A 15,325-nucleotide genomic window follows, 5' to 3' on the forward strand; every position below is an offset into this window, starting at 1 on the left:
TAAGTCCCCGCGTCACGAGAGCTGCTTCGCAGCTTCCGTGCCGCTAACAGGCATTCGCATTCTCGCGGTGCTTCGCATCGCTTCGTGCTCATACCTGTTGTCGTCGCTAATGTTCTTGCCCACTGGTGAGCAAGCTCCCCGTGGGCCAAGAACATTGCGACTGGACTTATACAGTATATTTTATTCTATTGTGTGAGTCAAGTGAACCGCGTGTGCGGTTTTTGAAAAACTTGACAACGGGTATTTAAGAAACTATTATAGGGACAGAACTGATATTGAGGCAATGCGATACTTTTGCGCGGGAGGGTGGTGTGAGGGTGTCGTTTCGTGGCTGCGGGGCGGCTGCAGGGAGTGATTTATGCAGGAGAAGATTATTGTAATGGCGGACTCTTGCTGTGATGTCGGCAGGGATTTGCAGGAGAAGTATAACATCCGGGTTCTGCCTGTTCATGTGATTTATCCGGAGAGGGAGTACGAAGATGGTGTGGACATTGATCCGAAGACCATTTATCAGCGTTTTCCGGATGAAATCCCGACGACTTCTATGCCGTCTCCAGGGGAGATCCTGGATTTCCTGGAGAAGCTGAGAGAGGAAGGATATACACACTGCATTTCGGTGAATATCTCCGATCATCTGAGCGGGACGGTCAACAATGTGCAGGCGGTCGCCGGTGAGGTGGAGGGATTGACAACCTATGTATACAATACAAAGGATATCTCTTTCGGAAGCGGCGTATATGCGGTGTATGCGGCAAAACTGGTGAGGGAAGGAGTTCCGTTTGACGAAATCTGCAGAAGGATGGAGGAGAAACGTGAGGACTCTCATCTGATGTTCTATATGGACACTCTTGATTACCTGAAAAAGGGCGGACGAATCGGGAATGTCGCCTTTATGATCGCCAATGTGCTTCACATGAAGCCGATCATCGCCTGCGACCCGGACGGAGTGTATTATACCGTGGCGAAGATCCGCGGCGCCAGAAAAGGAAAGCAGAGAGTTATAGACGAAATCGCGAAGAGGGTGGGGGACAGGAAGTGCTGGCTGGCAGTCCTTCACGGAGATGATGAAGAGGAGGGAAAGAGGACGGTTGAGATGATCAGAGAGCGGATCCCTCAGGGAGAACTGATCTACTTTAACCAGATTAACGCCTCCCTTGCCGTGAACACCGGCCCCGGACTGATTGGAGTACTTGCCTTTGTGGAGCCATAAGCCCGGCCTGAAAGCCCCGCTGTTGCAGTTCAGCGGGAACAATCGTATAAAAGTGCACTAAAATATTTTTGAATTTCAGTAAATTTGTTTCAGGGCAGTGGCTTGACCGTGTGAATCAAACTGCTTATAATAAGAATAATGAAGCATTAAAGGATAACCGTCAGTCATCGTGGGGCTGGCGGTCTTTTTTTACAAGGATTCGGAAGCATGTGTGAGGAGAAGCTTTTTGACAATCCGAAAGAGGCGAGAGATGCGCTGTATTATTCGATCTATCCGGATCAGAACGGAAAGATCTGGATCAAGTTCTTCGGTATCTTTCGCTATGACTGGAATTTTCCATCCAAACCATGGAAGCTGCAGGAGTACTTCGGCGCGGACTTTGCGTACGAGGATTTTTTGAACATGACTCCCTCGGAGCTGCATGAGAACCTGTCTGAGATCAGGGATACGGTGGGAAACTTCTCAGATGAGGAGGTCCTGTACAGTATGAATCATTTTTTCACAACATACTGCATGCCTCCGGACGCAGGCAAGGTAACGAAAATGCCGCTGGATCATCTCACGGACCGCACGCCCTGCGGTCTGTATGTGACCTGATCAGGAATATTGTTCGGCGGAAAATTGTCGGGCCGCGCAAAATGATTTGCGGAAGACAATATTATCATATAGGTTTATTTCAATTGCTATGATTGGGAAAGGAAGGACAGATGACCGATTCGTTATATGATTTCGATATGGATGAGAAGATAGTATATGGAAGAAATCTTCCGGAAGCCTATCACAAGGCACTGCTGGCGCTGGATGAGAGCGGACGTGTGAACGACTGCCCGGACTGGAACTGCCGTCAGAAGGAGCTTTCCATGACCATGTGTGTGGCGGAGCCGCTCAGCGAGCCGATGATTTCAAAGTGCTTTATCGGCGGACCGAAGGAGCTGGAGCAGTATCGTCAGGAGATGCTGTACGGCATCCTGGATTTTGAGGTGGAAAAGGGAAACTGGGTGTATACCTACCATCAGAGATACGCGGACCAGATTCCCTTTATCGTGAGTGAGCTGAAGCGAAATCCCGGCAGCCGCCGCGCGGTTATGACGGTGCGGGACAAGCAGGCCGATATGGGAAGCGATGATCCGGCATGCCTGCAGCACATCCAGTATTTCATCCGGGAGGGCAGGCTGTGCTGCAAGGTTCTGTTCCGGTCCAATGATGCCTGCAAGGCTGCTTACATGAACGCGTTTGCTCTGATCATGCTGCAGAAGATGATCGCGGACGAGCTTGGTGTTGGCGTGGGAAGCTACACACACCGCGCGAACAGCTTCCATTGCTATGACAGAGACTTTGAGCTTCTGGAAGGATATGTAAAGCGCATTCGGAAATCCATCGAGGAGGACGACCCGGATGAAGTGACCTTCGATTACGAGGATGGCTGGGACGAGATGATGGAGGAGGCAAAGCCCGCCATCGCGGCACAGGTTGAAGAGCTGAAGCACAACTGAAGCGTAAGGGAAAAAGAAGCGGCAGCGGGAGAAGAATGAAAGCTTTAGCATGAACAGAGACACTGGATGCGGTATCCGGTGTCTTTATTTTTTATAGCCGGCTTCTCATCGCAGATCCATAATTCTGTGAAAAGAGGGAGTCCGCTTCTCAAAGGTTGTGAGCTCCCGGAAGCCGCATTCATATGCAATATCCTGTCCGGCTCTGAGAAATGCCCCGACATCTTCGGGACAGTGGGCGTCGGAGCCAAGCGTGAGAATCCGGCCTCCGCAGTCGTGGTACAGCTTCAGAAGTCTGGGGGTCGGCATGGTGGTCTGCATGGACTGGCGGAAGCCGGACAGATTCAGCTCGATCCCCCGGTCTCTGCGGATGATGACGCGATAAAGATTCTCGATCTTCTCGAGAAACTGTCCGATATTCACGGCGAAGCCTGCCTCAGCCATATAACGAAGCGGATAGGTGATGTGGCCGATGACATCATAATCATATTCAGAGGCATATGTCGTGAGAAGATCCAGATACTGATCATAGACCTGAACCGGGTCATGCTTGCGGAAATTGTAATAGTAGACATCCAGATCATTGTCCATCTGGTGCACCGATCCGATAACGAAATCAAGCTCCGGATGATCGGAGAGGAACCTGCGGCCTTCCCGGGGATTTGACATCGGCTGTCCCAGTTCGGCACCGATGACGACCTTCAGCTTTCCGGCATAACGGTCCTTTGCGTCCAGCAGGTCCGGATACAGATGGCCGCAGTCCAGGATATAGCTGTATTTCTGCAGATGAAAGATGTCCATATGATCGGTAATGGCAAGCTCCGATATGCCACGGTCAATTGCCGCCTGGCACATGGCGTCGATCGTCGCATGGGGAGCGCCATCAAAGGAAAAACAGGTGTGGGTGTGGTAGTCCGTGAAATACATGATTCAGATTCCCCTTTCTGTGCAGCGGAAGGCCGCCCGGCGCATGACGAAGGTCATGCGTGCGCATAGGCCATTCATCCATGCGGAGCATTTGCAATGTATGTATTCGTGATGCATGTATTCGTGATGTATGTATTCGTGCTGTATGTGTTTGTGATGCATAAGATTGTGATATCTGTATTTATAGCAGTTGTATTCCGTTCGCACAACAGTATAGCATGGATATCCGGCGGTTTGAGGAAAAATCCGAAAAAACAACTACTTGAAGTCAGATTCTGACGAGTTATTTTCGAAGGGATCTCCTATTATGTAAAAGATATTTATCGCACAAACACTTATCGCAGCACAAAGGGGAGAAACAGTCATGAAGTACATGAAACAGTTTGCGATCATTCTGGCAGTATCCTGCATCGGAGAGCTCCTGAATCATTTTCTGCCGCTTCCGTTTCCGGCCAGTATCTACGGTCTGGTGATCATGCTTATTCTGTTAATGACACACATCGTCAAGCTTCCGGATGTAGACGAAACAGCGACCTTCCTGGTGGACGTCATGCCGATGATGTTCATTCCGGCGGGCGTAGGCCTGATTACGGCATGGCCGGATCTGCAGCCGATCATCATTCCGATTCTCGTGATCACGATTGTGAGTACATTTCTCGTCATGGGAGTGACCGGAAAGGTAACCGATGCTCTGGTGAAGGGAACAGAGACCGGCGAAGAGAAAGAGCTTGCTGATGAGATCAGTGAGGATCTTGGGAGGATCAAATCCCTGCAGGAGGATGTCACGAGAAAAGAAGCTGCAAGGGTACTGGTGGAGGAAGAAGAATCCGAAAAGCCGTCCAGACTTGGTGAGGAACTGAGCCGGAGAGCTTCAAAGGACCAATTTGAGAAGAAGAACAAAACTGAGAACAGGTAAGAAGGAGAAAAGATCATGAATAACGTAATGCTGTGTTCTGCTACTATCGGTTTTGTCATCAGCCTGGTCACCTACGGATTCGGCGTCTGGCTCCATGACAAGACAAAGCTCGATATCATGAATCCGCTGCTGATCTCGATCGCTCTGACAATCGTGATTCTGCTCGCCTGCAAGGTAGATTACAAAAGCTACAACGACAGCGCAAAATATCTGAGCTACCTGCTCACACCTGCGACCGTCTGCCTGGCAATTCCGCTGTACAAGCAGATGGCTCTGTTAAAAAAGAACTTCCGGGCGATCCTGATCGGCGTCCTCGCAGGCTGCCTTACCTCCATGGGATCGGTACTGATCATGAGCAAGCTGTTCCGGCTCTCACACGCGGACTATGTCACCCTTCTTCCGAAGTCCATCACCACGGCGATTGGAATGGGAGTATCTGAGGAACTGGGCGGCGTCGTAACGATTTCTGTTGCGGTCATTATTGTCACCGGAATTATCGGAAATGTAATTGCTGTCGGAATGAGTAAACTCCTCTGCATCAAGAGCCCGATCGCAAGAGGGCTGATGTGCGGAACCTCTGCTCATGCCATCGGCACCGCAAAAGCTATGCAGATGGGAGAGATCGAAGGAGCCATGAGTTCCCTTGCCATCGTTGTATCCGGACTGATGACTGTCATACTTGCAAGCTTCTTTGCGATGCTGGGATGACCACGCAGGAACATATAATCGCACATCATCAGGATCATCAGGCATACTTGTTGCTCCGCTTCGGAATGCTTTTAATGTAAATCAGAAAATACAGATATCAGAAAAGACCTCACAGAACGCACCCATAAAGAGACGCAGAGGGACAAGCGGCACCTGGAAGTACAGAAAATTCTTTTTACAGGAAGGTATAGTTGATTACAAGCCCCGGCAAATCGCCGGGGCTTTCGTCATTCTGTCAGGCGCGGGTGAAGAATGGATTTTGGGTTAAGCATAAGACAGGACAATACTTTGTAACAAAAATGTAAAAAATTCCCATCACGCCGTTGCATTTTTGGGTGCCCTGTGATAGTATTGTAAAAGATTACAGAAAGTGTAACAAGAAGATTACAAAAATGCGCCTGAAGTTTTAAGCGCAGGGAGGTTATATTTTTGAAGGTCAGATTTAAGCGTTTACTTACAATTGGAATTGCAGCTGCCATGCTTAGCGCACAGCCGTTGCCTGTAAGTGCGGATGATTTCGACACTCAGATTCAGAATGCGGACAATGCAATCAGTGATCTGCAGAATCAGCAGGCAGAGACGAATCAGAATCTTACAGACATCCAGAATTCTATCTCCAGTATGGAATCCGACAAGCAGCAGATCCTTTCACAGATCGATGGATATGATCAGGAGCTTGTGATCACGATGGCGTCTATCTCTTCTCTGGATGATCAGATCGAGCAGAAGACGAAAGAGCTGGAGCAGACAACGGCTGATCTTGAGGAGGCAGAGAAGGATCAGGACACACAGTATCAGGCCATGAAGAAGCGGATACAGTACCTCTATGAGGAGGGCGGAGACAGCGGTTGGGCAAGCGTCATGATCGGAAGTCTCAGCCTTTCCGAGGGGCTTGATAATGTAGATAACACAAAGTCTCTTTATGATTATGACAGAGAGGAACTCGAAGCATATACCGAGACTGTATCAAAGGTTAAGACGCTGAAGGCACAGGAAACTTCTCAGAAATCTTCTCTGGAAGCTTCCAAACAGGAGCTGGAAGGCGCTAGGGAGAACCTGGAGTCTCTGAAGGCGGACGCGGAAGCAAAGGGAGAGGATCTGGATTCCCTGCTTTCGGATGCTCAGAGCAAGGCGGATGAGTATTATTCCCTGATCCAGGAACAGAATGCTCAGATTTCCGAGCTGCAGTCTCAGAAAGAAGCAGCACAGAATGCGAAGGCTGAGCAGGAAGCACAGCAGAAGGCAGCGGCAGAAGCAGCGGCGAAGCAGGCAGCAGAGCAGGAGGCAGCGGAGAAACAGGCTGCGGCACAGCAGGCAGCAGCACAGCAGGCGGCTTCTCAGACAGCAGACACATCCGCGGCGACCAGCGGATCATCCGCGACTACTTCTGCGGGAACAGACAGCTCTTCTGCAGATGCAGGTGCTGCAGACACGGGTACTTCAACTACAACTACGACAGACACAAGTACTGCAGACAGCAGTACCTCCTATGACAGTGGTTCTTCTGCTTCATCGTCTGTTTCGTCCGGGACCTCCTCCTCGGCTTCGACGGTGGGTGGAGTAAGCGGTCAGGATGTCGTGAACTATGCGCTTCAGTTCGTGGGCAATCCTTATGTATGGGGTGGAACTTCACTGACAAACGGATGTGACTGCTCTGGATTTGTTCAGCAGGTATACGCACACTTCGGTATTTCACTGAGCCGCACGACCTATACACAGGCGAATGAGGGCATTGCTGTATCATACAGTGAGATGCAGCCCGGCGACGTTATCAACTACGGAAGTCATACCTCAATCTATATCGGAAATAACATGATCGTTCATGCGGCGGATGAGTCTCTCGGCATTATCACTCAGAGCAATCCGGCATTTGAGCCGATTGTCACTATTCGCCGGTTCATCTATTAATCACGCATCGTACTCTCTGGAGCATGAAGATCCATAGAGATGTCTATTTCGAGTGGAGTATTTATTAACAGCCAGACAGGTATTTGATCCTGTCTGGCTGTTCTGCGTCGGATGTATCATTTATATCGGATACTGATTTATATATTTGCGGCATAGACTTTTTTACCGGTTGTAATTTATCAGTAATCCGCTATAATAAGAAAACAGGCAGATGATTATCAGTGCCGTCAGTTTGACGGACAATAGGAAATCAGGTGGAAAACCTGAGCGATCCGGTCACTGTAAGCAGCGAGCTAACCGCTGAATGTCATTGCATTGCATAAGGGAATGCGAGAAGGCGCGGGAAGTGTCTGAACTGCAAGCCAGGAAACCTGCTGATAATCCATAGAACCCGATTGTGCTTCCAGGGAAAGCAGAATCCTCAGAGAAATTTTCCGGACGAACAGAGCGTTCGTTTTCAGAATATTTCTTTTTGGCATGCGCTTTTCCGGTGCATGCTTTTTTGAGGCAAAAAACGGTCGGGTGCAAGTTTTGAAATGATCTGTTAAATATTTAGAAGTCAGTTAAACTGCATCTAAGGGGGAAGGTTCTTTATGAAGAAAAGAAATGGAAAACAATATCTGGCAGTGCTGCTTTCTGCAGGGATGGCTCTGTCCGGGGCTGTGCCTGCATGGGGCGAGGAAAGCCATCCGGTACAGGCGCAGGCAGAGCAGACTGCAGAGGAACCAGAGGAACAGAGTGTTTCTGCGGCCGTACAGAAGCAGTTTGAAAATGCACAGACAGTGGAGAATTCTGTGACAGATACATCTTCTTCTGCAGCAAAGGTTCCTGCTTCGTCAGCAGGAAGTCCTGACACGGCTGCTGCAGACAGCGCGGCAACAGGAACTGATGCGCAGGCTGAGGAAAAGACTACAGAAGTAGCTGAAAGTACGGAGGACTCCGGCCAGAATACAGGTAGAATTTCCGTGACTGCTGTTGCAATTAAGGACAGCCGGAATAAGATAGCTAAAAATATAGAGGGAAAAGATGCGCTTCTTCTGGTAGCAGGAGATGCTGAACAGGATCAGCTGACCGCTGAGATCACGCCAGCGGATGCAGCCGATCATACGGTCACATGGAAATCTGAGGACGAATCCGTAGTAAAAGTAGATGCAGACGGAAAACTGACTGCAGGCAGAGAAGGTACTGCAAAGATTACTGTAACGACCACAGACGGCGGGCGCAGTGCATCTCTGCTTGTAACGGTGCAGGCTGCCAAAGAGAATTCTTCTGCGGCAGATGGCGGAAAACAGGGATCTGCATCGGGGAAAGCAGAGGAAACACAGAAAACGGCAGATGACGCCGGAAATGATACAGAGGATTCAGACAATGTGCAGAAACAGGATGATTCCGCCTCTGTGATCTCTGGTTTTTCTACAGAAGGAGCGGAGGCGCTTCTGAAGGAAGAACCGAAGGTTCTGGCGTTAAGAAGTTTTATGATGGCTGCATCGGAAAAGGCCACTTCAGATGGAGAAAGCAGTTATGTACGGGCTTCCTATAATAACAGTACAGCGCTTGCAGATGGGACGTATCAGCCTGCAGACCAGAAAATGCCGACGAACTGCAAGGGAAAGCAAATACTTTCCTGCGATAAGATTCTGGTGAATAGCGGAAAGGCGTATGTGATACTGACCGCAACTTCCGGATTTACTACCTACTATGACGGAACTGCATCGGGAAAAGCGGACGCGGAGACGGAGAATACTTCGGCAGGATTCTATAAATTCAGCGGAGGACAGGTAACAGTTCCGGTTGCGCTGAATTCGGAAATGACATTTTCCGCTTATAACCCTTCGATGGGAAAATGGTTTTCTTATAGCTTTACAGTTAATCTGGAAAATACAGCACAGCCGGAATATGATAATACCACAACGCTGCCGGACGGAGATTATCCGGGAAATGATGAACCAATATCCACATCGGCGAATGGAATAAAAGTTTACTGTGATCAGATTGTCGTCAAGGATGGGACGGCAAAGGTTCATATTTACTTTACCAGCAAGAATTATTCTCATGTGTATATCGGCGCGGCGGCAGGTTATGAGCAAAATACAAAAAATCCGGAGAAAGTGGATGAAAAACTTGCTGCTCTCCTGAATGACAAGGTCAGGACAATTCCGACAAGCCAGGAGGTGATTAATGGTTCAACTGTAAGTGCGGCCTGGATTCCGGTAAAGCTGAATACGCCCATGACATTTTCCGGCAGAAATACCGGTATGACCGGGAAAGTTATATGGAAAACCTTTCCGGATATTACCTTCCGCGCCGAGGAAAAAAAGATGAACCTTTCTGTTTCCGTAAAGGATGAGAATGGTAACGCCATTCCCGCGGATGTTACCGTTGCGGAAGGAAGCCAGACATTCCCTGCGAAGGAGGGAAAATATTCTCTGACTGTGGGAACTGCTTACACCATTTCCGCGTCCGCGGACGGGTATGAATCTGCCAGTGTTTCCTACACAGCGGCGGACACTTCGGAAGATACGGTCATCCTTTCATTGAAGAAAAAAACGCAGGAAAGCGGCTTCCGGACAGGAGTGCTGACAATTAAAAAGACCCCTGCAATGTTTAAGATCGTTTCTGCCTCACTGGAAGGAACGGAGAATAATCGGAAGCTCAGAATTGCGCTGAACGGAACGTCCTATACACAGTTGTTCCGGGGATCTCAGGCGGATGCGGCAAAATCGGACAGCGCAGCCAGAATCGGTTATTCTGTGAATCAGAGCGGAAAATACGAGTTTGTGATTCCAGTGACGGAAAAAGACGGAACGTTTTCTCTGGCAGCGCTTTCCAAAAACAGGAACGCATGGTATGCGCGGACGATTACGCTGGATCAGTCGAATATGACTATTTCCTGTGAGGCTATGGACTGGCAGTCGGATCCCTATAAGCCTGTACCGGATGGAGCGGGAAAGCAGCAGGGAGGAAGCAGCGTACAGGGCGGCGGTCAGGGCAGCTCAGGTAATGGAAAGAAAACTATATCTGACAGTAAGGCAGACAAAACAGAAAGTACAAAGGGTGCAACCAGCGGCGGAAATGCAGTGGGTAAATACCGGTTCTCCTATTCCGGCGGTTCCGGAAGGGCAGTTATCTCCTGCAGTAAGGTGGAAATCGTAAACGGACAGGCATATGCGACGATTACCTTCTCCAGAGCAAACGGCGGCACGTCCAACTACACGGCGGTCCGTGTGGGAGGAAGAACCTATAACGGCTCCAACACATTTACCATACCGGTGAATCTGAATGGAAATACAGCAATCAGTGCTCTGACATCAGCCATGTCGGCGGAGCATTGGATTGATTATACCCTGTATATCGGGGAATCCGGCAGCAGCGAGACCGGAACTTCTGTTAAGGATTCCACAAAAGCACTGGATGAGAAGGCACCTGAGATAACCGGAATTAAGAGTATCGGGGAGACGGAAATTACTTATTCCGATAAACTGAAAATCTTTAACTATGAGAACGACATCCATCTGATTGAGGTAAATCTGATTGCGGACACCGCAAGAACTGATACCTCTGACGAGGCAGAACAGACAGATGAGAGCACTTCGGAGAGCGGGAAGACAAAATCGACAGATTCCCCAGAGAAATCTGTCGATGCAGAGACAGATAACGTGGAAGAATCCGTAAGTTCCACCTCTTCTGCGGCGAGTCCGGAAGAGAAAGAGGAGAAGCTTTACACCAATCCTATTGTAAAGTATCTTGTTGTTCCTGAGAGCCAGGAAATTCCTGCCGGATTGGAGAAGGATGTAATCATCATCCGTCAGCCTGCGGACAAGACCTTTGTCACGTCTCCGGAGGCGTTGAAAATACTGTCAGAGCTTGGCAAAACAGAGGATATTAAAGCCCTGGGTGTGGAAGATAACGATATCGAAGATGGATCCGTCCGTTCTGCGCTGGAAAAAGAAGACGGTGAGGATGGAAAGATCTATCAGGCGGGCACCTATGATAAATGGGATCTGAAAACACTGATTAAGCAGGAAACGAATTTCGCGATAGAGTCCTCGAAGATCCTCCCGAAGGAAGAAAAGAACGCGGATGAGGATATGAAATCCTTTGAAAAGCTCGCCTCTCAGGCGGTTCAGATGGACATGGCCATGTTTGTGGACAGAAGCGCAGATGAGAAGAATGATCTTGCAAAGGCAGAATGGTACAAGGTATACGGGATTATTTTTGATGCGCAGGATCAGGCGGAAGAATTATATAAGAAAGCAGTGGACAAGGCTTCAGAGCAGGAGAAAAAAGAGGCTGTTGAAGCGCTGAAAGCGGAGAAGAGTACAGAAAAATGAAGAACAAGAACATATTTCTGAAACAAGGGATTCCACTGCTTCTGTCAGCGGCAATACTGCTGTCCGGATGTGGCGTTTCTTCTGGTGACACCGTTTCTGTGGGCTCCGGATCGACACAGAACAGCCCGGCATCGGAAACAATGGAAGATTCAGGAAGCACGGTGTCCGTATCCGGGGGAGAAACGGTTTCTGCAGTTTCTTCCTCAGAGGATACCGGGATATCTTCGTCGGAATCCACTTCTGCAAAAGCGGCAGAGGCAGAAACCACACTGCAGACGGTAAGCGATCCGGACAGCGCTCCGAAGATAGACGGACTGACGTACACCGGCACCATGGCGCTTCAGTATGCGACCTGTTTTAACGTATATTACTATGAGGGCGGCTATAAGTTGATTTCTGTTCCGAAGAGCGGAGATTATCTTCTGGTGCCTGACGGAAAGGAAGCACCGAAGGGACTGTCTGATGACATTACAGTAATCGGACAGCCGCAGAATATATATCTGGCGGCAACTTCTGCCATGTCTCTGTTCTGCGCGCTGGACAGTCTGAATGTTATTACTATGTGCGGGATCAAGGCGGATGACTGGACGATTGACGCGGCCCGAAAGGCTATGGAAGACGGATCCATTATTTTTGCGGGAAAATACAATGAGCCGGATTATGAAACTATGGTAGAGAAAAACTGCGATCTTGCCATTGAATCGACGATGATTCTGCATAACCCGGAAGTGCAGGAGATGATTGAGAACATCGGTATTCCGGTGTTTATCGACCGATCGAGTTATGAATCCGAAGCGCTTGGCCGCACAGAATGGATCAAGCTTTACGGAGCAATGGTAAATAAAGAGGATGAAGCGTTTGCTCATTTTGCGGAGCAGACGAAGGTTATTTCGGATCTGGAGGGAGAGAAGAACACAGGAAAAACGGTGGCTTTCTTTTCAGTGGGAACAGATGGCACAGTGACTGTTCGTTCCGGCAATGATTATATCGCCAACATGATAAAGGAAGGCGGCGGTGACTACATTTTTGCGGATCTCGACACCGGGGAGGACTCCAGTGTATCGGTCAGCCTTTCCATGGAAGAGTTTTACAATAAGGCCAACCAGGCGGATTATCTGATTTACAACGGAGCCATCGAAAACGGACTTGGATCGGTGCAGGACCTGATCGACAAGAGCAATACCTTTGCCGATTTCAAGGCTGTCAGGGATGGAAATGTATGGCAGGTGGGAAAATCCATGTATCAGGCCACGGATACCGTCGGGCAGTTTATCACCGATGTCCATCTGATGCTGACAGGAGGCGATGAGTCGAAGATGACCTTCCTCTCCAGGGTAGCCTCATAGTCAATCCCGAACGATCCGGCGCAGCACGGTCTGGTGAACGTGAATGATCCGGTATAGCACGGTCCGGTGAACGTGAATGATCCGGCCTCGTACTATACGTTTATTATCAGTTGAACCTGAACCGGAAAAGCTGCCGGGACCGGATCGGTGCGTTGCGGTCCGGGACAGAAAATGCACATATTGCAAGCATCACACTTTCATCACAATCTCATCAAAAATGAGACACAGAATTCACAAAATTAGATCACAGAGTTTCGATACTATATAAATCGTAAGGAAGATATACAGAACAAAGGGAAATTTCAACGTCGCAGGGTTTGATACGAAGCGGCTGAATATCGAATCGAATGGACATCGAATCGAATGGACATCGAATCGAATGAATATCGAATCCTATGAATATCGAAACGAAGAAATCAGGCAGGAATTCAAAAGCTCTGCGGACCAGGCGGCGGAGAATGGTGAAAGGGTGAATATTATGAGTGAATTCAATAACGGTTATTATGACAATAACAACAATAGCAATGGACAGAATGATTTTCAGCAGAATGGGAACGAGAATAAGAAGCTGAACCGGAGGGAACGCCGCAGGCTGGCAAGGGCGGCAAAAAAGAACGGGAGCGGGCACAGATGGGGCACGGTAATCGCCAGCGCACTTGTCTTCGGACTGATCGCGGGAACCGTAACCTATGGTGTAAATGCCGGAGCCTCGGCATTGAATACAACCACTTCTTCAACGTCATCGTCTGCCGCGACACAGACCGCTACACTGACTAAGGCTTCGGATTCCGGCGAGAACAGCACATCGTCATCCTCCTCTTCAAGTGGCGATCTGACTGTCTCGGAGGTGGCGGCAAAGGCAATGCCGTCCATGGTTACGATTTCTACCATGTCGGTAGAACAGATGCAGAGTTTCTTCGGCGGATCCCAGCAGTATGAGGTGGAAGGCGCAGGAACAGGAGTTATCGTCGGAATTACGGATGATGAGGTTCTGATTGCTACCAATAACCACGTCATCGACGGCGCGACGACGATTTCTGTAGGATTCTCCGATGATTCTGTTGTGGAAGGCCAGATCAAGGGCACGGATTCGGACAATGATCTCGCACTGGTAGCAGTCAAAAAGAGCGATCTGAGCGATGATACACTCGGCCAGATCAAGGCGATCACCATCGGGGATTCCGATGATGTACAGCTTGGAGATCAGGTTGTCGCCATCGGTAACGCTCTCGGATACGGACAGTCTGTCACCTCCGGATATGTGAGCGCTCTGAACCGTGATCTCAGCTTCTCGGATGGAAGCACGACGACGCAGTCAACCGGTCTGATTCAGACCGATGCCGCGATCAACGCGGGCAACTCCGGCGGTGCTCTTCTGAATATGAAGGGTGAGCTGATCGGTATCAATGAGGCGAAGAGTTCTTCCTCGAGCGGGGAAGCTTCCGTCGACAACATGGGATACGCAATCCCGACGGCAAAGGCGGAGTCGATCCTTGAAAAGCTCATGAATGAAACCACAAAGACGACTTACAGTGATGATAAGAGAGGATATCTCGGCGTTTCCACGGCGGATGTAACCGAACAGTACGCTCAGGTATACAGCATGCCGGAGGGCATCTGTCTGACGAGTGTTCCGGACGGAAGCCCGGCGGCAGAGGCAGGACTGCAGAAGGGGGATGTCATAACGGCGATTGACGGAACATCCGTCTCCACAACAGACGATCTGACGACGCAGCTTAGATATCATAAATCGGGCGACACCGTGACCATCACCTATCAGAGATCGGATAACGGAAAGTATACCGAGGGTTCTGTCAAGGTTACTCTGGGAAGCAAGAGCGATGTGGAAGCTCTTACCGGAGATTCCGGATCGGGAAGCATGGACAACTCCGGCAGCAGTTCCGATTCTGACAGCTCAGATAATTCCGGAAACGGCGGGTACAGTTATGGATTCGGATTTCCGTTCGGGGGCTGAATCATTTGATGCGGCATGAAGCCAAAAAGAAAAAAGTTCCAGAAGCCTGCAGGGGCCTCTGGAACTTTTTTTACGCGAACAGTGAGCCGCAGCCGAATGCGAAGTATTCGTGTATGGCGAGCGTCGCGATAACGAGATAAAACTCGCGCAGCGTGTTTTATCTCGTTGTGGTTTGTCCGGCTTTTCGAATGGAATCGCGCATCTGATTTGCCGGTCTGATGATTTTCAGACAAAGCTAATAATGCTAACCGATGATTTTCAGACAAAGCCAATAATGCTAACCGATGGTTTTCAAACAGAGTCAATAATGCTAAAATGGGGGCACGGAGTGCGGAGATGCTCCGTGCCCCGCAGGCGGGCACCACAATATGCATAAGCTACGGATTTCGCGCGTGACGATCCTGTCTGCGTTTTCGAAGAGCTTATGCAGTAAAAATGCAATGGCGCATAGGATGAACGGGAGGCAGACGATGCCTTCCGGACACTATGGGTTAGTTTTTTACAAGATTGGAGG

Annotated in this window: 10 protein-coding genes and 1 riboswitch; of the genes, 9 read left to right on the forward strand and 1 reads right to left on the reverse strand. The window is 49.4% G+C overall.

The genetic code is table 11. The features are described from left to right. Window positions 1–358: 358 nt before the first annotated feature. The 3 genes from ACTQ1O_RS07315 (at window position 359) to ACTQ1O_RS07325 (ending at window position 2,703) form a co-directional block, all read left to right on the forward strand. Entirely contained in the window at window positions 359–1,210 is an 852-nt protein-coding gene (locus ACTQ1O_RS07315) for a DegV family protein (RefSeq protein WP_441486712.1), read from the forward strand. Window positions 1,211–1,417: 207 nt separating this feature from the next. Continuing rightward, window positions 1,418–1,807: a hypothetical protein gene (locus ACTQ1O_RS07320; RefSeq protein WP_441486713.1), complete on the forward strand. Its 390-nt coding sequence runs from the start codon at window positions 1,418–1,420 to the stop codon at window positions 1,805–1,807. A gap of 110 nt (window positions 1,808–1,917) precedes the next feature. Further along, window positions 1,918–2,703 carry a thymidylate synthase gene (locus ACTQ1O_RS07325; protein ID WP_441101125.1) on the forward strand — a complete coding sequence of 262 codons (786 nt, stop codon included), beginning with the start codon at window positions 1,918–1,920 and terminating at the stop codon, window positions 2,701–2,703. Window positions 2,704–2,808: 105 nt separating this feature from the next. Here ACTQ1O_RS07325 and ACTQ1O_RS07330 read toward each other — a convergent pair whose 3' ends face one another. After that, entirely contained in the window at window positions 2,809–3,627 is an 819-nt protein-coding gene (locus tag ACTQ1O_RS07330) for a histidinol-phosphatase HisJ family protein (RefSeq protein WP_441486714.1), read from the reverse strand. A 364-nt stretch (window positions 3,628–3,991) separates the two neighbouring features. Here ACTQ1O_RS07330 and ACTQ1O_RS07335 point away from each other — a divergent pair, with 364 nt between their 5' ends. The 6 genes from ACTQ1O_RS07335 (at window position 3,992) to ACTQ1O_RS07360 (ending at window position 14,811) form a co-directional block, all read left to right on the forward strand. Then, window positions 3,992–4,543 (forward strand): CidA/LrgA family protein, encoded by a 552-nt coding sequence (locus tag ACTQ1O_RS07335; RefSeq protein ID WP_441486715.1) that lies wholly within the window; start codon window positions 3,992–3,994, stop codon window positions 4,541–4,543. A gap of 15 nt (window positions 4,544–4,558) precedes the next feature. Continuing rightward, window positions 4,559–5,251: an LrgB family protein gene (locus tag ACTQ1O_RS07340; RefSeq protein WP_441101122.1), complete on the forward strand. Its 693-nt coding sequence runs from the start codon at window positions 4,559–4,561 to the stop codon at window positions 5,249–5,251. Window positions 5,252–5,680: 429 nt separating this feature from the next. After that, entirely contained in the window at window positions 5,681–7,159 is a 1,479-nt protein-coding gene (locus ACTQ1O_RS07345; RefSeq protein ID WP_441486716.1) for a C40 family peptidase, read from the forward strand. Between the two features lie 202 nt (window positions 7,160–7,361). Next, window positions 7,362–7,552, forward strand: a riboswitch (cobalamin riboswitch). A gap of 200 nt (window positions 7,553–7,752) precedes the next feature. Next, window positions 7,753–11,490, forward strand: a complete 3,738-nt coding sequence (locus tag ACTQ1O_RS07350; RefSeq protein ID WP_441486717.1) for an Ig-like domain-containing protein — start codon at window positions 7,753–7,755, stop codon at window positions 11,488–11,490. After that, window positions 11,487–12,836, forward strand: coding sequence for an ABC transporter substrate-binding protein (locus ACTQ1O_RS07355; protein ID WP_441486718.1), 1,350 nt, complete (start codon window positions 11,487–11,489; stop codon window positions 12,834–12,836). The genes ACTQ1O_RS07350 and ACTQ1O_RS07355 overlap by 4 nt, the downstream gene beginning before the upstream one ends. 478 nt (window positions 12,837–13,314) lie before the next feature. Further along, window positions 13,315–14,811, forward strand: a complete 1,497-nt coding sequence (locus ACTQ1O_RS07360; protein ID WP_441486719.1) for a S1C family serine protease — start codon at window positions 13,315–13,317, stop codon at window positions 14,809–14,811. Window positions 14,812–15,325: the final 514 nt, after the last annotated feature.

It is taken from the genome of Bilifractor sp. LCP21S3_A7 (genome assembly GCF_052118825.1).
Classification (GTDB): domain Bacteria; phylum Bacillota; class Clostridia; order Lachnospirales; family Lachnospiraceae; genus Bilifractor.